General features: G+C 69.0%; 12 protein-coding genes. 2 read left to right on the forward strand and 10 right to left on the reverse strand.

From position 1 onward, the window contains the following. Positions 1 to 220 precede the first annotated feature (220 nt). Positions 221 to 1180: an ATP-dependent nuclease gene (locus tag KGQ91_RS08695; protein WP_224420782.1), complete on the forward strand. Its 960-nt coding sequence runs from the start codon at positions 221 to 223 to the stop codon at positions 1178 to 1180. A gap of 176 nt (positions 1181 to 1356) precedes the next feature. Here KGQ91_RS08695 and KGQ91_RS08700 read toward each other — a convergent pair whose 3' ends face one another. Next, positions 1357 to 3213: a PHA/PHB synthase family protein gene (locus tag KGQ91_RS08700; RefSeq protein WP_224415456.1), complete on the reverse strand. Its 1857-nt coding sequence runs from the start codon at positions 3211 to 3213 to the stop codon at positions 1357 to 1359. Between the two features lie 329 nt (positions 3214 to 3542). Between KGQ91_RS08700 and KGQ91_RS08705 the strand changes: the two genes are divergently transcribed. Then, positions 3543 to 3905, forward strand: a complete 363-nt coding sequence (locus tag KGQ91_RS08705) for a SpoIIAA family protein (protein WP_224415455.1) — start codon at positions 3543 to 3545, stop codon at positions 3903 to 3905. Positions 3906 to 4032: 127 nt separating this feature from the next. On the opposite strand, the gene KGQ91_RS08710 is transcribed toward KGQ91_RS08705, so the two are convergent. The 9 genes from KGQ91_RS08710 to KGQ91_RS08750 form a co-directional block, all read right to left on the reverse strand. Next, a complete protein-coding gene (locus KGQ91_RS08710; protein WP_224415454.1) occupies positions 4033 to 5046 on the reverse strand; it encodes a TauD/TfdA dioxygenase family protein in 1014 nt (337 codons plus the stop codon). 179 nt (positions 5047 to 5225) lie between these two features. Next, positions 5226 to 7508, reverse strand: coding sequence for an exodeoxyribonuclease V subunit alpha (gene recD, locus KGQ91_RS08715; protein ID WP_224415453.1), 2283 nt, complete (start codon positions 7506 to 7508; stop codon positions 5226 to 5228). Next, positions 7505 to 11257 carry an exodeoxyribonuclease V subunit beta gene (gene recB, locus KGQ91_RS08720; RefSeq protein WP_224415452.1) on the reverse strand — a complete coding sequence of 1251 codons (3753 nt, stop codon included), beginning with the start codon at positions 11255 to 11257 and terminating at the stop codon, positions 7505 to 7507. The genes recD and recB overlap by 4 nt, the downstream gene beginning before the upstream one ends. Then, positions 11254 to 14928, reverse strand: coding sequence for an exodeoxyribonuclease V subunit gamma (gene recC, locus KGQ91_RS08725; RefSeq protein ID WP_224420783.1), 3675 nt, complete (start codon positions 14926 to 14928; stop codon positions 11254 to 11256). The genes recB and recC overlap by 4 nt, the downstream gene beginning before the upstream one ends. Before the next feature lie 85 nt (positions 14929 to 15013). After that, the gene (locus KGQ91_RS08730) at positions 15014 to 15901 is read right to left on the reverse strand and encodes a complex I NDUFA9 subunit family protein (RefSeq protein ID WP_224420784.1); all 888 of its coding nucleotides are present in this window, start codon (positions 15899 to 15901) and stop codon (positions 15014 to 15016) included. Between the two features lie 22 nt (positions 15902 to 15923). Further along, entirely contained in the window at positions 15924 to 16145 is a 222-nt protein-coding gene (locus KGQ91_RS08735; protein WP_224420785.1) for a hypothetical protein, read from the reverse strand. Between the two features lie 30 nt (positions 16146 to 16175). Next, positions 16176 to 16793 carry a hypothetical protein gene (locus tag KGQ91_RS08740; RefSeq protein WP_224420786.1) on the reverse strand — a complete coding sequence of 206 codons (618 nt, stop codon included), beginning with the start codon at positions 16791 to 16793 and terminating at the stop codon, positions 16176 to 16178. Positions 16794 to 16884: 91 nt separating this feature from the next. Continuing rightward, entirely contained in the window at positions 16885 to 18402 is a 1518-nt protein-coding gene (locus KGQ91_RS08745; RefSeq protein WP_224420787.1) for a malonate--CoA ligase, read from the reverse strand. Further along, positions 18399 to 19760 (reverse strand): malonyl-CoA decarboxylase, encoded by a 1362-nt coding sequence (locus tag KGQ91_RS08750; RefSeq protein WP_224420788.1) that lies wholly within the window; start codon positions 19758 to 19760, stop codon positions 18399 to 18401. Before KGQ91_RS08750 ends, KGQ91_RS08745 begins: the two co-directional genes overlap by 4 nt. Positions 19761 to 19768: the final 8 nt, after the last annotated feature.

Genomic DNA, 19768 nt, shown 5'->3' on the forward strand with positions numbered 1-19768 from the left:
ATGCATTCGGCGGTTGAGACGGAATCGGAGGTCAAAAAATGCTCGCTGACGGCGATAGGGAAAGTGTCGACGCCGGCATCACGGATTCAGGAGGAAGTCCAGGCCTGTAAAGTATCTTGATCTCAGGCGTATTCAGCCCATCGCTGCAAGGACCGGGTATGCCCGCCTGGCTAAGCCCGCACTCAACGAGGCTGATGCCCAGGCCTTTGAGCAAGAAGCCTTGCAACGATTCTCTTCCATCATCGGCAAAACCTACTCGTCAGCAAGACAGGCAACGACTAACTTTGATCCCAACCGTATGGTTCCGGTTGTTTCTCATGATGGAGAAGAATATTCGGGTTTTCACCAAGGAGCAGGCGAGGCGACTATCGCAGATTTGATCTCAATCAATATGCCTAGATATAGCATTGTACTCATTGATGAGATAGAAACTTCCTTGCATCCCCGGGCCCAACGAAGATTGATTAGAGATCTCGCCGAGATTGCTCGCACTAAACTTGTCCAATTTATTCTTACCACTCATTCACCCTACGTTTTGGAAGAATTACCTCCCTCCGCTCGGGTATATGTTTTTAAAGAGGGAGACCAAAAGGCGGTTGTTCCTGGCGTGAGTCCTGAGTTCGCTCTTTCAAAGATGGATGAAGACGTCCATCCAGAAGTTGATGTCTACGTCGAGGATGAGACGGCCAGAATACTTTTGGAAGAAATCATGGCAAAAAAGGCTCTCGATAAGCTTGCAAGATGCTCTATATCAGCATTTGGTGCAGCCTCTGTCGGAAAAGCTCTAGGACAGATGGTAGATGGCAATCGATTCCAGCGGCCAACCATTGTAGCACTAGACGGGGACCAAGATCCTTCGCCAGGCTGCCATATTCTTCCCGGCGGTGATGCGCCTGAACGGGTAGTTTTTGCAGATCTTGAACAGATTGGATGGCAGGGTATCGCGCCATTAATTAACCGCTCTCATGCGGATTTCGTAAGCGCAGCTAGCAACGCACTAACGTTACCGGAGCACCATGAATGGATTAAATCCGTAGCTGATAGGATGGTTATCGGTAAGGAGGAGGTTTGGCGAGCGATGAGTAGAGTTTGGCTTAATGAATGCGCGGAACCAGACGTGGCCGAGGATATTATTGAATCTTTGTCTGACTTCTTGGATCACAACGTTGAGGTGGTTTAACCAGTGAATCAAGCCGACCGTTTTTCGCTGGCGCTCCAAACGGCGGCTTATTCTGGCGTTATATTAGGATGCTCTAAACGTCCACTCTTGGCCGACTCCTGACCTTCAGTCAACCATGAAACGCATGCGCGGTCTGCGGGTAGTGCCTTGCGCTACCCTTGCGTGCCACTGGGCCTTCACCCGCCCATACTTGCGTCGTCGACCCGTACCCGAACATAGGATCCCGGCGCTTCCTCGAGGGGTGGGTAGCGGCGGCTGCCGGGGTCGCGGGCCGCCACCTGGCCGCCGGCGTGGCGCTGGAGCCAGTGGCGCCATTCCGGCCACCAGGAGCCGGGGTGGTGGGTGGCCGAGGCCAGCCAGCGCTCGGGATCTTTCGGCAGGCGGCCATAGCTCCAGTAGCCGTACTTGGAGGAGCCGGCCGGGTTGATGACTCCGGCGATATGCCCTGACCCGCCGAGCAGGAAGCGGGGCTGCTTGCCCAGCAGGTGCGCGCCGCGGTAACTGGACTGCCAGGGGGCGATGTGATCCTTCTCGGTCGCCACGAAGAACGTCGGGATGCGCACCCGACTCAGGTCGATGGCCTGCCCCGCCAGGGAGATCCCCCCGGGCTCGGCGAGGCGGTTCTCCAGGTACATGTTGCGCAGGTAGAAGCTCTGCATGCGCCGCGGCATGCGGGTGGAGTCGGAGTTCCAATAGAGCAGGTCGAAGGCCTGCGGGGTGCGACCAAGCAGGTAATTGTTGATCACGAACCCCCAGATCAGGTCGGCGGACTGCAGCAGGTTGAAGGCATTGGCCAGGTGCGTGCCCTCCAGGTAGCCGCGCTGGGCCATGTGCTGCTCGATGTGGCGGATCTGCTCCTCGTCGATGAACACCTCCAGCGGCCCCACCTCGCTGAAGTCGAGCAGGGTGGTGAAGAAGGTGGCACTGTGTACCCGCTCGTCCCCTCGAGCGGCCTGATGCGCCAGGGTGCAGGCCAGCAGGGTGCCACCGATGCAGTAGCCGATGGTGTTGAGCGTCGCCTCGCCGGTGACCTCCGCCACCACGTCCATGGCCTTGAGGGTGCCCCGGGTCAGGTAGTCGTCGAAGGCCACCTCGGCATAGCGTTCGTCCGGGTTGACCCAGGAAATCACGAAGACGGTGATGCCCTGCGCCACGGCCCAGCGGATGAAGGAGCGCTGCGGGGTCAGGTCCAGGATGTAGAACTTGTTGATCCAGGGCGGCACGATCAGCAGCGGCCGGCGATCGACCGTCTCGGTGGTCGGCGCGTACTGGATGAGCTGCATCAGCTCGTTCTGGAAGATGACCTCGCCCGGGGTCACCGCGAGGTTCCTGCCCAGTTCCAGCTCGGCCGAATCGCTCTGCCTGATGCGCAACAGGCCCTCGCCCCGGGCCAGGTCCTCCATCAGGTTGGCCAGGCCCTGCAGCAGGTTGGCGCCGCCGGTGTGCACCGTGGCCTCGATCACCTCCGGATTGGTGAGGGCATAATTGCCGGGAGCGAGGGCGTCCATCAGCTGCTGGGCATAGAACTCGACCCGCACCTGCTCGTCGTGGTCCAGTTCCTCGGTGACCTCATGCACGCCCTTCAACCATTGCTCGGCGGTCAGCTGGTAGGCCTGGCGGAGCGCGTCGAAGAACAGGTTCTCCTCCCAGCCCTTGCCCTTGAAGCGCCGGTCCCGCGGGCCGGGCGCGGCGACCGGGGAGGGCGCCTCGCCAGCCAGGCGCCGGGCGGTGTTCTGCCAGAGTGTCGTATAGCCCTGCCACAGCTGCTGCTGGAGCTCCAGGGCACGTTGCGGATGAAGCATGAACTGCTGGCTCAGGCGGGTCAGTGCCCGGGCCGCGACCGCCGGGTCGGGCAGGGAGAAGAAGTCCCCGCGCGCCTGGCGCTCGAACCAGCCCTGCCAGGCCCGGGAGGACCCGTCGGACAATCGCGCGAGGGCCTCGGCATAGCGCTGTGCCAACGCGTCGGATGGCGTCTCCCGGGGTGGTGTCGCCGGATCGCCAGGTGTCGCTGACGACGGTTTCCGGTCACTCATGGCCTGGTCCCCCTTGGTGAACACGGGTCGATGGCGGCATCGTCCGCCGCGTGCCGCAAGCAGGGCCGCTGTGCTGCCCCCTCTGCGGCAACCCACGGTTTCAGTATCGTCGGGACCGGCCGAGACGCAACTGCCTGGCGTGGCGGCGCCCGGCCGGCTGGACGCTATATTGAGAGTACTAGGCCACATCCGGCGACTCACCACGGCCAGGTTCCGGCTCGGCTGACGTTGGGCGCTCGCACAGGGTTTTGCGGGATTCACCGTCCGGCACCCGCTGAACGGGATAACCACGCCGCGGCAATCCGCATGGGGACAGGAGGAGCACTGCCATGATTGAAACATTGGCCGACTTTCCCGGTAGCGTACTGGCGTTCGTTTGCCATGGGCAGGTCACGAAGCAGGATTACGAGTCGGTCCTGACGCCTGCTGTCGAGAGGGCACTCCAGAACCATGACAAGGTGCGCCTCTACTATGAAACCGCCCCTGATTTCGCCGGCATCGATCCCGGCGCCGTCTGGGAAGACACCAAGGTGGGGCTAGGTCATCTCGCGCGTTGGGAAAAGTTCGCCGTCGTCACCGATGTCGAGTGGATCCGGCACACCATTCGGCTTTTCAGCTTCCTGATGCCCGGTGAAATGCGCATATTCTCGACGGACGAGGCAGCGCAGGCCCGGGAGTGGATCGTGCAGTAGCTGCGAAGCACCGGGTGGCTGCCGCTGCTCGGATGGCGGGCGTGGGGGATGCCGGGGTAGACCACTGCCCGCGTCAGGCTCTGTCATGCCGCCCGCTGTCAGCAGTTTCAGGCCAGTCGAGCGGCGATCAGTTCTGCATGGGCACGTGCGCATCCCACCGAAAGCCGATGCCGCCGCCTTGCCAGACCCCCTGGCCCTGGGGATTGGGGCCGTGGATATCGACATGGAGCGGCAGCCCGAAGCCGGGCGCCAGATCCTGAACACCGCGCACGGTGCTGCGGTGCAAAATGCGCAGGCCCTGCTGCTCGGCGGGCAGATGGGCTTCGGGGGCGGCACGATGCGCCACGGCGAGGTTGTCGATGAACACGCAGTCGTTTTCCCGATACTCGTAGGCGGCGGCGTAGCCGTTCTCCAGCCCGGCATTCAGGATGTCGTTGTACTCATGGCAGAGCCGCGTGAGTTCGTCGGCGTTCAACAGGCGGAAGGCCTCCGCGTCGGGCAGCTTCTCGATTATCGCGCCCGTCATGCCCAGGTGCAGCCAGATGCACCGGCGGCCGGAGATGGGGTGCTGGTGCACCACGGGATGCACGGCGCCGGAACTGGAGTTCACCGAGGCAAGGCGGCTCCAGTAGGCCTTGCGATCCTCCGGGAGGGCATCGTGCGCGGCGGCCTGATGGGCGAAGTAGGTGCCGCCGCCGTTCTCGGCGGGCCGGACGATGTGGTAGCCCGAGTGCGAGAAGGTGTCGGTGTTGAAGCTGCCGTCGTTGTGCCACTGCGGCCCGACGTCCGGGATACCGTGACGGCGGTCGTTCGAGAGGCGGAAGATATGCGGGTTGCCCTCGGGCGTGGCCGGATGCACGCCATGGGTGCTGTGCAGTTCCTTGCCACCCCACCAGCAGCTGGCACGGAGAAAGTCGTCGGCCGAGAGCGGCGCGTCGTTCTTGAAGATCAGGAACCCGCGGTTGGCCATCTCGCGCTCCAGGGCGTCGAGCACCTCGGGCGGTGGCGCCTGTTCGGAGGACAGGTCGATGCCCTGCACCTGCGCACCCAGCGGGTCCAGTGGCGTGATGGTAGCGCCGAAGGCCTCGATGGTGGCGACGCGTGACGGGTCGAGGGGCGGGAGGGTGGATTGGCGAGACATCGATGCGGGCCTCCTGTGTTTGAGCGCGATGCCAGCAAGGAGAAGGGCGCCGCTGTCATCCGCGCACAGGCTGTATGTGCCGGGCATGCTGACAGAGGCGCTGCGGTTTTCCAAACGCGGGCCAGTGGGGGCTGCTGCGCCCGTTGCAGGCCCGCAGCGCGTTCCGTCGCTCGGCCGCGTCAGCCTTTCGACACCTTCCCCAGCCCACTCACCCGGGTCACCTCCCGCAATATCGCCTCGTCCAGTATTCCGCGACCGCTTTCCACTAGCGTGAACCAGTCCCTGGCGCGTGTTATGCCCGTGTAGACCAGCTCTCGAGTCAGGATCGGGTTGGGCGCGTCAGGCAGCACCAGGGCGGTGTGGGTGAATTCCGAGCCCTGGGACTTGTGCACGGTCATGGCGTAGACGGTCTCCACCGCCTGCAGGCGGCTGGGCAGCACCCACTTGATGCGCCCGCTGCCGTCGTTGGCGGGGAAGGCCACGCGGGGCAGCCAGCGCGCGCCGGGGCGGCGGGCGTTGGGCAGGGCAAGGGTGATGCCGATGTCGCCGTTCATCAGCCCCAGCCGGTAGTCGTTGCGGGTGACCAGCACCGGGCGGCCGATGTACCAGCCGTGCTGGAGTTCGGCGTCGCCGGCCTCGATCAGCCCGGCACGGCGCAGGGCGAGGGCGATGCGCTCGTTGAGTCCGGCCACGCCCCAGGGGCCGCGGCGCAGCGCGCACAGCAACTGGAAGCGGCCGTGGGCGTCGAGCACGGCGCGTGCCCAGGCGTCGAAGGCGTCCTTGTCAGCTTCCAGCGTGGCGGACTCGGGCGGGCGCCGGTCGGCGAGCGCCTCGAGGTAATGGCGGTAGCCGGTGGGCGGCGGCAGCGGCTCGCCCCGGCGGTCGCGGCGGCCCTGTCCGTCGTTGGCGAAGCCGCCGGGGTGGCCGTCGATCGCCAGCCGCTCGAGGGCGTTGTCGTGCTCATCGCGGAGGCGCAGCCGGGCGATGTCGGTGTAGTTGGGCGGCTCTCCGGGATCGAACAGCACCTGTACCCGGCGGCGCTTGTCATGGGGCTGGTGGTCGGTGCCCAGCGGGGTATTCACCGCCTGGGCGAGCTGGCCGATGCCGCTGTGAGCGTCGAAGCGGTGGCTCACCCGCAGCATGGCGATCGCCTGATCGAGCGCATGGCCCTCGTCGTCGAGGAAGTTGCCGGGCACGGCGGCGCCGGTGACGGCGTTCAGCCACTCGGCGGTGGCCGGCGTGTAGTGGCCGCCCTCGGCACGCTGGCACAGGTCGCCGAGCACCGCGCCGGCCTCCACCGAGGCGAGCTGGTCCTTGTCGCCGAGCAGCACCAGGCGGGCGCGGCGTGGCAGGGCGGCGAGCAGCGCGGCCATCATCTCGATGTCGACCATCGAGGCCTCGTCGACCACCAGCACGTCGAGCGGCAGCGGATTGTCGGCGTGGTGGCGGAAGTGACGGGTGTCGGGTCGCGAGCCGAGCAGGCGGTGCAGCGTGGTGACTTCCGTGGGGATCGACTCGCGCAGCGTGGTCAGGTCGATGCCGCCGCCGAGCTGGCAGAGTTCGACCAGCGAGAGGCCGGCGACCTGCCTGGCGATCGATTCGTTGAGGCGTGCGGCGGCCTTGCCGGTGGGGGCGGCGAGGCGGATGCGCAGCGCGCGGGGTTGATCCGTGTCGCTATCGCCGAGTTGCAGCGCCTGAAGCAACGCCAGCAGCTTGACCACGGTGGTGGTCTTGCCGGTGCCGGGGCCGCCGGTAATCACCGCGAAGGGCGAGCGCACCGCCAGCGCACAGGCGAGCTTCTGCCAGTCGGGCGCGGCGCCCTCGCCGGGGCCGAACAGGGCATCCAGCGCCTGTCGCAGGCCGGCGGGATCGGTGTTGTCGGTCGCGTCGGCGCTCATGTGCAGGCGGGCATCCAGCGCCCGGCGGATGTCGCGCTCGTACTGCCAGTAGCGGCGCAGATAGAGCCGGGTGCGGCCGTCGCGATGTTCGATCACCAGCGGCGTGGTGCCGGAGGCGCCGCTGGCGGCGTCGGCGACCAGCGCGGGGTGGTCGAGGGCGGTCCGCCAGGTCGCGAGGTCGAGTCCGGCGAGCACCTGGCTGGGCAGCGGCGGCGGATCGCTGAGGTCATCACCCTCCGGTGGCAGCGAGAGTGCCAGGTCCGGGGCATTCAGCGTCAGGCCGAGATCGAGGCAGACGTGGCCGCGGCCCAGCTGGTGGCTGGTCAGTGCCACGCCGAGCAGCAGCAGTGGCGGGGCGTCCGGCGCCTCGCGGTGGAGAAAGCGCGCCAGCGCGCGGTCGAGGGCGCGCAGCCAGCCGCGTGCCACCCAGGCGCCGGTGAGATCGAGCACGGCGTCGGCGTCCATGGCGGTGGCGGGGGCCACCGCCGGGCCCGCCTGAGCCTGTTCCTCAGCGTCGCTGGCGGCATCGCCGGTCGGGTCGAGATCCGAGAACAGGTCCTTCATGCCGTGGCCTCCGTGGCGGCGGGGCGGGCGTCGCCCTGGAACAGCGCGTCGAGCGCCTCGATCAGTTCGCGCGGCGGGCGCTCGGCGTGCACGCCGCGGCCGGGGGCGTTGGCGCCGCGCAGGAACACGGTCAGCGAGCCGCCGATGTGGCGGTCGTAGTCGTAGTCCGGCAGGCGCGAGGTGAGCAGGCGATGCAGCGCCAGCAGGTAGAGCGCGTACTGCAGGTCGTAGCGCTTGCCGGCGATCGCCACGGCCAGCGCCTCGGGGGTGTAGGCGGCATCGTCCGGGCCCAGGTGGTTGGACTTCCAGTCGGCGACGTAATAGCGCCCGTCGCGTTCGAACACCAGGTCGATGAAGCCCTTGAGCATGCCGTTGAGCATGTCGCGGTCGGCGCGCGGGCGCGTCAGCCCGCCCAGGGTGTGGCGGCGCACGGCGTCGTCGAGGGCACGGGTGTCGACGCGGTGGGCGGCGAACCAGAACTCCAGCTCGACCTGATAGACGTTGAGCGCATCGAGGCGCAGCGTGTCGCCGTCGGGCAGCGGCAACGGCGTGGCCAGCAGCCGGGTCAGCCATTCGTGGAGGGTGGGAACCCACGCCGTCCAGCCGCGCACGTTGCAGCGCCGCGCCAGGGTGTCCTCGAGTGCGGCGGGGTTGGCGAGCACCCAGCCGAAGCCCTGCTGGCCGGCCCATTCCAGCAGGCCGTGCAAGAACGTCCCGGGGCCGGGGCCGCGCGGGAAGCGGTGCAGGCTGGGGGCGGTTTCCGTGGTGGTGGCGCTGTCGCGGGGCTCCTCGATCACCTCGATGGCGGTGGCCTCGAGCGGGGTGGCCGGCTCCGGCAGCGGCGCCTGCGGGGCGGCGATCGTGTCGTCGTTCGGGGCGGAGGCGGCCATTTCGGGGCGGGCGTCGGCGTGCGTCGAGAAGGTCAGCGCCGAGTAGCTGGCGATCCACCAGTGCTCGCGGGCCGCCCGCGCGGGAATCCTCGCCTCGCCGGGCGTACCGGCGGCATCGTCGAGGGCGATGGCGCGTTCCTCGACGGCCGGGGCCGGCTCCAGCGCGATCGCCTCGCAGTCGCCGCGCAGGGTGGCCAGCGCCTTGCCGAACGCCTCGGGAGCCAGCTCGGTGCCGCCGGTAAGCAGGTGGCCGACGGCGCTGGCTTCCAGCCCCTTGAGGGGGGCCATGCCTAGCCAGGTGGCGTGGCGGGCGCGGGTCAGGGCAACGTAAAGCTTGCGCAGGTCCTCGCCCAGGCGCTCGCGGTCGGCGGCGGCCAGGGTGGCCTCGTCGCCCTCCAGGGCGATGCGCAGTCGGCCGCGGTCATCGTGCCAGCGCAGCGGTGCGTCGTCGGGCTTGAGCGGGCGGTGGCTGCAGATGAAGGGCAGAAACACCAGCGGGTATTCCAGGCCCTTGGACTTGTGGATGGTGATCACCTGCACCAGATCGGCGTCGCTCTCCAGGCGCAGGCGGTGGGTGTCGGCGCCACCGGCGTTCGGGTCCGCACGCGACTCGGCGAGGAAGCGGATCAGCGCGTGCTCGCCGTCGAGTTCCTGGCTGGCGTGCTGAAGGACTTCACCGAGGTGCAGGAGGTCGGTGAGGGCGCGTTCCCCCTCATGGCCGTGGGCGGCGTCGAGCAGCCGGGCGGGCACGTCGAAGTCGTTCATCAGCCGGCGCAGCAGCGCCAGCACGCCCTGGTCCCGCCACTGGCGGTGGTAGTCGCGGAACTGCACGACGCGATCTTCCCAGGCCAGCTCGTCCTCGTTGAGGGCATCCAGCTCGGCGAGGCCGAGGCCCAGCGACGGTGTGGCCAGGGCAGCGCGCAGCGCGGCGTCGTCGTCCGGGTCGGCGCAGGCGCGCAGCCAGCTTTCCAGCTCACCGGCGACGGCGGCGGCGAACACCTGGTCGCGGTCCGAGAGGTAGACGCTCTTGATGCCGCGGCGGGCCAGCGCGCGGCGGATCGCCCGCGCCTCGCTCAGCCCGTTGACCAGTACCGCCATATCCCCCGGCCGCAACGGCCGAAGGTCGCCGCCGTCGCCCCCTTCCCTGAACCCGGCGCGGCCGCGCTGTCCCTGCTCGAGCAGCGCGGCCATTCGCGAGGCACAGCGCTCGGCCATGCCGAGGCGGTAGGTGGTCCTGGCCAGCGGCTCGTCGGCGTCGAGCTGCCAGAGGGTCAGCGCCGGCTGCGGTTCGCCGTCGACCACCAGTCGCTCCTTTCTGCCTTTCGCCTTCACGGGCTGGAAGGGCACCGGGTCTTCGTTTCGGCTGCGGAACAGGAAGGCGCCCGGCGGATGCTGCTCGGCGACGTCGAAGCAGCGGTTGACCGCCGCGACCATCGGCGCGCTGGAGCGGTAGTTGGTGCCCAGGGTGACGTGGCGCCCGGCGGTGTCGCGGCGCGCCTGCAGGTAGGTGTGAATGTCGGCGCCGCGGAAGGCGTAGATCGCCTGCTTGGGGTCGCCGATCAGGAACACGCCGGTCTCGGGGCGGTTCTCGGCGATGCGGTAGACGCAGTCGAAGATGCGGTACTGCACCGGGTCGGTGTCCTGGAACTCGTCGACCAGCGCGACCGGGAACTGGCGGCGGATCTGTGCGCCCAGCGCCTCGCAGTTGGCGCCGCGCAGGGCGCGGTCGAGGTGCGTCATCAGCTCGTTGGGGCCCATCTCGGCGCGGCGCTGCTGCTCGCGTTCCAGCCGCTCGCGGCACCAGTGCGCGGCGTGGGTCAGCAGGTCGGCGCGCGGCTCGGGCAGGGCGGCGAGTTCCGACGGCAGCGCTGCGATGGCGTCGAAGGCCGGATGCGCGGGCGGGGCATCCTTCCAGATCTCGGCGATGCCCTCGGGCGTCAGGCGTTGCCAGGCGGCGTCGCTGAGCCCCGGCCGGCGGGCGTCGGACTGGCTCCACTCCCTGAGCGCGGCCAGCCAGTTGCCGCGGTTGCGCGTGTTGAGCTTCTGGGCGTTGAAGGCCTTGCGCTTCTGGCCCTCGTCGAACAGCGCGGCGAGCTCGTCAGCCCAGGTCGGCCACGGGGCCTTGAGCTCGGCGAGGCGTTCGCGGATCGCGGTCTCGGTGCGGGCGATGGTCTCGGCGGGCGGGGCGATGCCCTGGGGCAGCGCCTCGGTCAGCGGCAGCAGGGCGCGCAGGTCGTCGTGCAGGTCCTCGGGCTTCTCCCAGTGGCGGTCGACGACGTCCAGCGCCGCGCCGGGCAGCGGATAGTAGAAGCTGCGCCAGTAGTCGCGCACCACCTCGAGCTCCAGCTCGGTCTGGTCGGGCTCCAGGTCGAGCGAGAACAGGCTGCCGCTGTCGAAGGCGTGCTCGCGCAGCATGCGGTAGCACCAGCTGTGGATGGTCGATACCGCGGCCTCGTCCATCCATTCGGCGGCGAGTTGCAGGCGCCGCGCGCCGGCCGGCCAGCTCGCCGGGTCGTATTCGTCGCGTAGGGTGATCAGCAGTGGATCGGCGGTGTCGTCGCTTTGGAGGAAAACCTCGGCGGCCTCGACCAGCCGGGCGCGGATGCGCTCGCGAAGCTCCTGGGTGGCGGCGTTGGTGAAGGTCACCACCAGGATCTCGGGCGGCGTCAGCGGGCGGTGAAAGGCGGCCGCATCCTCGGCGTGGCGTGCGCCGAGCACCAGGCGCACGTAGAGCAGCGCGATGGTGAAGGTCTTGCCGGTGCCGGCGCTGGCCTCGATCAGGCGGCTGCCGTGCAGGGGAAAACCCAGCGGGTCGAGCTCGGCGGGCGGTGCGGCACCATCAGTCACGGTCGTCGTCATCGGGCGTCTCCCTTCACGGCGCGGTACAGCGGCGCCAGCAGGCGCTCGGTGAGTTCGGTGAAGCGCGTTCCGGGCAGGGGCTCGGCCTCGAACAGCGCGGCGAAGCTGGGCCAGCGGTGGGCCAGGTAGGGGTTGCGGCCGGCCTCGCCGGCGTTGAAGTCGTCGCCGAGGTAGGCACGGGCGGCTGCCCTGGCGGCGTCGCTGTCGAGCGCGGCCTGCGGCGTGCCCTGCTTGCCCAGCCAGGCGAAGCCGGTGGTCACGGCGAGCGGCAGCGGCGCGCGCATGCCGGCCTGCCAGGCACGAATCAGCTCGAGCAGGTGCGTGCGGGCGGTGTCGGGATCGAGCGGTGCCAGGGTGACATGCCCGGCCTTGGAGAGAATCTGCGTGGTCAGCGGCCGGCCGTCGAGATGTCCGGCCAGGTGCGCCACCCAGGGGCGGATCAGGTGCTGCCAGCGGTACTGGCGGCCCTTGATCAGGCTGCTGCTGGTGAGCAGCAACCGGCAGCGCTCGCCGGCGGCGTCCTCGCGCAGTTCGTCCAGCCAGTCTTCCAGCAGCGGCACGCCGATCAGCTCGCGTTCGTGATGCACGCGGCGCACGGCGACCGGCTCGTCGACGGCATGGGGCCAGGTGTCGAGGGCCGCCTCATAGGCCTCGAACAGCGCCTCCATGGGCTCGACGAGGGCGTCGCGCATGCGCTCGCCGAAGGCACCCAGCGCCAGCACGCCCTGGCCAGTGAGGCGATCGAGGGTGTCGCCGAGCGCGACGACGCGGGACTCGCCGGCGTCCACCGCGCGGCGCTGGGCGCGGATCAACTGATCCTGCAGCTGCCAGTTGGCCAGGCCGTCGAGGGCGAAGGGCTCGTGGTCGAGCCGGGTGAGGTCGGGCTGCTCGAGGAACACCTTGAGCCGGGTGTGGAAGAACGCCCTGACCGGGTCGCGCAGGAAGCCGCCGAGCTGATGAAGCGTGAGCGGTAGTTCCTGCTCGAACGCCGGCAACAGGACGTCGCCGAGCGAGTCGGCGCTAACGTCCTCCGTAGCGGCTCGGGGCTGGCCATGCACCGCGCGCCACTCGTGGGCGAAGGTGAACAGTCGTTGCCGGGCCACGTCGCGCAGGGCCTGCTCGTCGTCGGCCGCGAAGTAGGCGCGGCTGAACGGCTGCAGCGGATGTTCGGTGGTCAGTTCGGCGAGCAGGCGGCGGCCGCCGGCCGGGGTGTAGGCATCGTCGCCGGGGTCGGCGTCGTGGCCGACGGCACGCCAGCCGGCGGCGAGATGGTCGCGCAGCTGGCCGACCAGCACCGAGGGTGGCTTCTCGCCGTTGTCGATCACGCTGCGCCCCACCCAGCTGATGTGCAGGCCATCGCGCGCCGAGAGCAGCGCCTCGAGGAACAGGTAGCGGTCGTCCTCGCGACGCGAGCGGTCGCCGGGACGGTAGTCGCTGCCCATCAGGTCGAAGTCGAGCGGCGGGTGGCTGCGCGGGTAGTCGCCGTCGTTCATGCCCAGCAGGCAGACCCGCTTGAAGGGGATGGCGCGCATCGGCATCAGCGTGGCGAAGTTGACCGCGCCGGCCAGGAAGCGCTGCGACAGGGCGTGCTCGTCGATCTGCCCCAGCCAGTGCTCGCGGACGATCGACAGCGGCAGCTCGCGGGTCAGCCCGGCCTCGTCGGCGCTCTCCTGCCAGGCCTCCAGCGCCAGGTCGAGCTGGGCGATCATCAGGGTGTCGCGGGTGTCCTCGGCGAGGAAGAAGGCGTCCAGCAGTTCGCGCAGCCGCGTGCCCCAGGTGGCCACCGTGGCGTCCCGCGAGAGGAGGCGCCAGTGGCGCTCCAGGGTCTCGAGCAGGTCGCTCAGCGCCCCGGCGAGCCGGGCTTCCAGGCCGCCGATGTCGTCGAACGGCTCGATGTCGCGCCACGGGCCGTCGCCGGCGCTGCCCACGCTGTAGCCGAGCAGCAGCCGGCGCAGACCGAAGCGCCAGGTGTTCTGTTCCAGGCCGTCGGGCAAATCGAGGCTGCGGCGCTGGGCGGCATGCAGCCCCCAGCGGATGCCGGCGCCCTCGATCCAGCGGCGCAGGGTGGGCAGGCCGTCGTCGTCGATGCCGAAGCGTGCACGCAGCGCCGGCACTTCCAGCAGATCGAGCAGGTCGCTCACCGACAGGCGCAGCTCGGGCAGGCGCAACAGCGTCTCCAGGGCGATCAGCAGCGGCAGGCGGTGGCGGTTGCCCTGGTCGGAGAGGGTGTAGGGGATGTGGCGCGGGTCGTCGCGCTCGAGGCGGCCGAAGACGGCCTGGATGTGCGGCGCGTAGCGATCGATATCCGGCACCATGACGATGACGTCGCGCGGGCGCAGCTCGGGGTCGGCGCTGAAGGCGGCGAGCAGCTGGTCGTGAAGGATCTCGACCTCGCGCTGCGGGCTGTGGGCGACGTGGAAGACCAGCGAGTCGTCGGCTGCTGCATTCACCGCCGGCCATCTCTCGCGGGTCTCGGCGAGCGGGCGCAGCGCGCGGATGTCGTCCTGCAGCTGGTTGAGCAGGCGCTGCCCGCCGCGCGAATCGACGCACGGCTCGAACAGGTCGATGCGCAGTGCCTCGGCGGCGAACAGCGGCGCGTAGGCCTGGGCGTCGTCATGCTCGTCGAGCAGGCGCAGGTAGTCGCGGCCCTGCTTGCCCCAGGCGGCGAGCAGCGGGTGAGCGTGCAGGTGCAGGTCGGCCTCGCCGTCGCCGTCGCCGAGCACGTCGAGGCGCTCGGGCATGCCGGGCTTGCGCGACTGGCGGTAGCGGTTGGCGCGCAACAGGTCGCGGTGTTCGATGATGTCCGCCCAGTAGTGCTCGCAGGGGTTGTGAACGCAGAGCACCACCTGGCTGACCCGGGCGATCGCCGCCAGCGCCTCCAGCGCCTGCTGGGGCAGCGAGGAGATGCCGAAGACGATGACGCGGCGCGGTAGGCCGGGCGGGCGGGCCTCGGGGTCGAGCGTGGCGGCGGCGTCGAGAAAGCGCCGGTGGATCATCGCCCGGCTGGTGTCGAGGCCGTCACCGCCCGCGTGCTCCTGACGGGCCACGTCATCTCGCAGGGCGCGCCACAGGGCCGGTTGCCAGCGCAGCGATTCGTCCAGCGGGCGCGCCTCGCCGCGGGCGGTGATCAGCACGTCCTCGCCGCGGCCCCAGGCGTCCAGCCAGTCGGCGCGATAGACCTGATACTGGTCGAACAGGTCGGCGAGGCGCTCGGCGAGCTGGTGGTGCTTGCGCAGGTCGCCGTCGCCGGCGAGGAACTGCTCGAGCGGGGCGAAGGCGGGGTCTTCCAGCAGCTCCGGCAGCAGGCGCAGTAGCCGCCAGATCAGCCGCGACTTGTCGAACGGCGAGGTCGCCGGTACCGCCCGCGGGTCGGCCTCGACGTGGGTGAGCACCGCTCGGTAGGCCTGCCACAGGAAGCGCGCCGGCAGCGTCACGTCGAGGGCGGCGGCGATGCCGCTGCCACCGCGGCCGTCGCCCTCGGGGTCGGCGGCCAGCGCCAGCTTCATCCACTGGCTGATGCCATTGCTCTGCACCAGGATCGTCTCGTTCTCCAGCGGCGACAGCGGGTGGCGCTTCATCCACTCGATGGCCACGCCGCGCAGGTCTTCCAGGCGGTTGCCGTGGATCACCATGAAACCGGGTTGCAGGGAGGAGGGCGAGTGAGCGGGCATGGCGATCCTGCGTGACTGGATAAATGAGCAGGGGGTATGGTGCCCCAGCGAGCGGCGGGAGCAAAGGGGAGGAGTACCCCGCCGGTCAACGCCGTTGCGTCAAAAAGCGCAGCAGGTCCTGCGGCTCGATGCCCAGTGTCGCGAAGGTGTTCGCCCCTTCGCCGACGATGTTGTCCGTTTCCAGCAGGATCACCTGGTCGCGGGTCAGCGGCGGGCTGGGCAGCACCGCCAGCAGTGCGCTCAGGGCGCGCCACAGGGCGAAGGGCACGGGCACCAGCGGCGGGTGCCGGCCCGCGGCGTCCAGCACGGCCTCGACCAGTTCGCGATAGCGGTGGACGCCGCGCCCGCCCAGCTCGAATATCGCGCCGGTGATGCCCCGCTCCAGGAGGCGCGCCACGGCCTCGGCGACGTCGTCGACATGCACCGGCTGCAGGCGGGTGTCGCCGCGACCGAACAGCGGCACGAGCGGCAGCCGGGCGAGCATCCGCAGGCTGCCGGCGAAGGCGTCGTCGGGGCCGAACAGCACACTGGGACGCACCACCACCGCATCGGGAAACGCCTCGCGCACCGCGCGCTCGCCGCGGGCCCGGGCGCGCACGTAGGCCGAGTCGGAGCGGGTGTCGACGCCGATGCCCGAGACGTGGACGAGGCGGAGGCCGGCGTCGGCGGCCTGGCGGGCGATCCGGACGGCGGCGTCGACGTGGATCGCCTCGAAACTCAGGCCGCCGCGTTCGACGTAGAGGCTGACGGCGTTGACCGCAGCGTCGGCGCCCGCGAGGGCCGCGGCCACGTCATCGCCGTTGCGCACGTCGGTACGGCGGAAGATGACCGTGCCCGGGGCGTCGGGCATGGCGACCTCGCCTGCATGACGGGCGGCGACGATCACGTCGCTGTCCGCGCGGGCGAGGCGTTCGACGAGACGCCGGCCGAGGAAGCCGGTACCGCCGAACACGGTGACTCGCGGGTACGTCATCGTCTGGCCTCCCTGTTGCGGATCACTCTCCCGGGTTGTGCGTCTTCCCGTAGGGTAGTCGGCAGCGGTCGAGCCACCCCGTGACCCGATCGCGGCCGAACAACTGGCTACCCAGCCGGTAGAGCAGGTAGAGGAAGCCCAGCGGGAAGAGCATCGTCTGGGTGATGAAGATCATCGTCAGGTCGATGACCTTGTCGGTGATCGCGTTGAAGCCGTCGACCACGCTCTCCACCGGATTGCCCACCAGGTTGCCGAAACTGTCCTTGAGCCGGTCTCACCAGTTCTCGGCGTCGTCCCGGCCGCTGATCTGTTCATCGGCGATGGCCGCCAGCCGGGTCTGGGTGGTTTCCAGCTGCTGCATGGTGGCGGTTCTGGGGTCGTCGAGAAAGGCCTGGCCGGCGAGGCCGCTGGCCAGTGCTACCACGAGCACGGCAAAGCGCAGGAACAGCGCCGCCATGGCCAGCTTGAGCGCAGCCGACTGGCCGATGCGCGTCTTCAGCGCCACCAGGCCGGCGGCGAGCAGGCAGGCGCCGGTGGCCAGCGCCTTGATCAGGGCGCTGCCGGAAATCGTCAGCAGCAGCTTCTGCAGTGCCAGCGAGCCGGTGGCGGCGAACATCACCCACGAGAAGCGCTCGATCATGTCGTTGGCCGGGTCGAGTGCCTCACCCGGGGCGATCTGGAACACCTGCAGGTCGACGGTGGAGGATTGCAGCACCGAGATGGTGGCATTCAGGCCCTTGGCGATGGCGAAGGCGGCGAAGGCCTGGTCCAGCGACTGGTCGAGCGTGGCCCGGGCGAACTGCTGGGGCGCCGGGAGCCAGGGCAGCAGGGCGGCGAGCAGCAGCCCGGCGACGACGACGTGGCGTGGCGTCATGGCGTTGCGTGGCGTCATGAAAAGTCCCGCGATGAACGGAGGATGCCGGCATTCTCGACGATAGCCGAGCGTCTGTCAGGTTCGGGCGTGCATCGCGGGAAACGTGCGTTTAGCGGTAGGTTTCCTTGTAGCGCTCGCGTAGTTGGTTCTTCTGCACCTTGCCCATGGTGTTGCGCGGCAGCTCGTCGATGAAGAACACCCGCTTGGGCTGCTTGTACTTGGCCAGTCGGCCGGCGAGCGAGGCCAGCACCTCGGCTTCCTCCAGCGCGGCGCCGGGCTGGCGCACCACCACCGCGGTGACGCCCTCGCCGAAGTCGGGATGCGGCACGCCGATCACCGCCGACTCGACCACGGTGTCGAGCTCGTCGATGATCTGCTCGACCTCCTTGGGGTAGACGTTGTAGCCGCCGGAGATCACCAGATCCTTGTCGCGGCCGACGATCTGCACGTAGCCGTGCTCCTCGATGCGCGCCAGGTCGCCGGTGACGAAGAAGCCGTCGTCGAGCAGTTCCTCGCGGGTCTTCTCGGGCATCCGCCAGTAGCCGATGAAGACGTTGGGGCCGCGCACCTCGAGCATGCCGATGTCGCCATCAGGCAGCGGCTGGTGGGACTCGCCGTCGGTGATGCGGATCTCCACCCCCGGCAGCGGACGCCCCACGGTGCCGGCGATGCGCTCGCCATCGTAGGGGTTGGAAGTGTTCATGTTGGTCTCGGTCATGCCGTAGCGCTCGAGGATGGCATGCCCGGTGCGCTGTTCGAACTCGCGGTGGGTCTCGGCGGTCAGCGGGGCCGAGCCGGAGGTGAACAGGCGCATGTTGGCGGTCAGCTCGCGGGTCAGGCGCTCATCCTGCAGCAGCCGGGTGTAGAAGGTCGGCACGCCCATCATGGTGGTGCCCCGGGGCAGCTCGTCGATGATCGTGTCGACATCGAAGCGTGGCAGGAACAGCAGGCTGGCGCCGGCCATCAGGCAGACGTTGCAGGCCACGAACAGGCCGTGGGTGTGGAAGATCGGCAGGGCGTGGATCAGCCGGTCCGCCTCGGTGAAGCGCCAGGCCTCGACCAGCGAGGCGGCGTTGGAGCCGAGGTTGCGGTGGGTGAGCATGGCGCCCTTGGAGCGGCCGGTGGTCCCCGAGGTGTAGAGGATCGCCGCCAGGTCATTGTCGTCGCGGGGCTCGATGGCGTCGAAGGGGGTGGCCTTCTCGAAGGTCTCCATCAGCGTGCCGTCGCGGCCGGTGCCCAGCGAGGCGACCTGCGGGCAGCCGGTCTCCCCGGCGACGCGACGCGCGTTGTCGAGATCGGAGGGGCGGCAGACGAACAGTGCCGGCTCGGCGTCGCCCAGGAAGTAGCGGATCTCCTCGGGGGTGTAGCCGGTGTTGAGCGGCAGGTAGACGCCACCCATGCGCAGGCAGGCCAGATACAGCAGCAGCGTCTCCGGGCTCTTGTCGACCTGCACGGCGACCCGGTCGCCGGGTGCGACACCCAGCTCGCGAAGGGCGCCGGCCAGCCGGGCGGTCGTGTCGAGCGCCTCGCGGTAAGTGTAGCCGTGGCCCTCGCGGGTGGTGACGAAGTCGGCGTCCCCGCGGGCCTGCATGCGCTCGGCGAAGGTGGCGAAGAGATTGTGGTTCATTTTTCGTTGTCTCCCTTGAGCAGTTTGCGGGCACGCCGGTTGAGGTCACGCACGGCGGAGGAGCAGGCGATCGTGCCGTCGGTGGTGTATTGCTCGTGATTGCGTTCGATGTCGTCGATGACGTAGAGGTAATTGACCATCAGTCCGGCGGCCTGCTGGAGCCCCTTGTTCGAGGTGTCGCCCAGCCAGTTGATGCGGTGCAGTTCGGCGCCGTTGCCGAGGTGGAAGCGGGCCACCGGGTTGAGCGGCAGGCCGTGACGGTTCTTCTCGCGGACCAGATAGTGGGCGGCCAGCGGGCGGATGACGTCGCGCAGGGCCGCGGCGCGCTCCGGGTCGGTGTGCCAGTGATCGTCGTCGAGCTGGGCCAGGGTCTCGCGAGTCTCGTCGTCGAGCGGCGAGGCCTCGCCGCGCTGGGTGCTGTCCAGCCACTGGCGAAAGCCGGGGACCGGTGAGAGCGTGACGAAGTTGCGCAGGTTGGGCAGCTCCTGCTTGAGCTCCTGCACCACCTGCTTGATCAGGAAGTTGCCGAAGGAGATGCCGCGCAGCCCGGTCTGGCAGTTGCTGATGCCGAAGAAGGCGGCGGTGTCGGCGCCTTCGGGCTCGCCGATGTCGTGGTGGTTGCTGTCGAGGATCGGCTGGATCTGGTCCGGCAGCCCCTTGTGCAGGGCGACCTCGACGAAGATCAGCGGCTCGTCGCCGATCGCCGGGTGGAAGAAGGCGAAGCAGCGCCGGTCACGGGCGTCGAGGCGCCGGCGCAGGTCGTTCCAGTCGTGGATCTCGTGGACCGCCTCGTAGCGGATGATGCGCTCGAGGATCGCCGCCGGAGTGTTCCAGTCGATGCGCCGGAGCATCAGGAAGCCGCGGTTGAACCAGGAGCTGAACAGGTGCTTGAAGTCGGCGTCCAGGGCGTTCAGCGGCGAGGCCTTGTCGAGCCGGGCGAGCAGGTCCTCGCGCATGCGCACCAGCTCGTGGGTGCCGCCGCTGGTCAGGTTGAGGCGGCGCAGCAGCTCCTGGCGGCTGGGTTCACAGGTGTCGAACAGGGCTTGCAGGTCGCGCTCGTCGCGGGATTCCCGGTAGGCGGCATAGGCCTGGTCGACGCGCTCGGGGTCGGCCGAGAAATCGTGGGTCAGACGCTCGAAGAAGCGCACCTTCTCGTCGGCGTCGAGGCGGGCGTAGAGCTCCAGGGCACGACTCGCCAGGGTGATGCTGGAGGCTTCGCCGTCGCTGTCGAGCAGGGCCCGGCAGGCGGCGAGCACATGCGAGTGGTCGACGGGCGTGGTGTTGCCGCTGCGCCGCCGGCGCAGGGCGTCGCGCCGGGTGATGGTACTGAACATGTCCTGCAGAAAGCTGGTGTTCATGGTCGCTC

Source organism: Modicisalibacter tunisiensis, from assembly GCF_020148005.1.
GTDB classification, from domain to species: domain Bacteria; phylum Pseudomonadota; class Gammaproteobacteria; order Pseudomonadales; family Halomonadaceae; genus Modicisalibacter; species Modicisalibacter tunisiensis.

Excerpts from the sequence above, each read along its gene's own strand:
- KGQ91_RS08700 (WP_224415456.1), bottom strand. The coding sequence starts at position 3,213 with ATGAGTGACCGGAAACCGTCGTCAGCGACACCTGGCGATCCGGCGACA.
- KGQ91_RS08705 (WP_224415455.1), top strand. The coding sequence starts at position 3,543 with ATGATTGAAACATTGGCCGACTTTCCCGGTAGCGTACTGGCGTTCGTT.
- KGQ91_RS08710 (WP_224415454.1), bottom strand. The coding sequence starts at position 5,046 with ATGTCTCGCCAATCCACCCTCCCGCCCCTCGACCCGTCACGCGTCGCC.
- recD (WP_224415453.1), bottom strand. The coding sequence starts at position 7,508 with ATGAAGGACCTGTTCTCGGATCTCGACCCGACCGGCGATGCCGCCAGC.
- recB (WP_224415452.1), bottom strand. The coding sequence starts at position 11,257 with ATGACGACGACCGTGACTGATGGTGCCGCACCGCCCGCCGAGCTCGAC.
- recC (WP_224420783.1), bottom strand. The coding sequence starts at position 14,928 with ATGCCCGCTCACTCGCCCTCCTCCCTGCAACCCGGTTTCATGGTGATC.
- KGQ91_RS08730 (WP_224420784.1), bottom strand. The coding sequence starts at position 15,901 with ATGACGTACCCGCGAGTCACCGTGTTCGGCGGTACCGGCTTCCTCGGC.
- KGQ91_RS08740 (WP_224420786.1), bottom strand. The coding sequence starts at position 16,793 with ATGACGCCACGCAACGCCATGACGCCACGCCACGTCGTCGTCGCCGGG.
- KGQ91_RS08745 (WP_224420787.1), bottom strand. The coding sequence starts at position 18,402 with ATGAACCACAATCTCTTCGCCACCTTCGCCGAGCGCATGCAGGCCCGC.
- KGQ91_RS08750 (WP_224420788.1), bottom strand. The coding sequence starts at position 19,760 with ATGAACACCAGCTTTCTGCAGGACATGTTCAGTACCATCACCCGGCGC.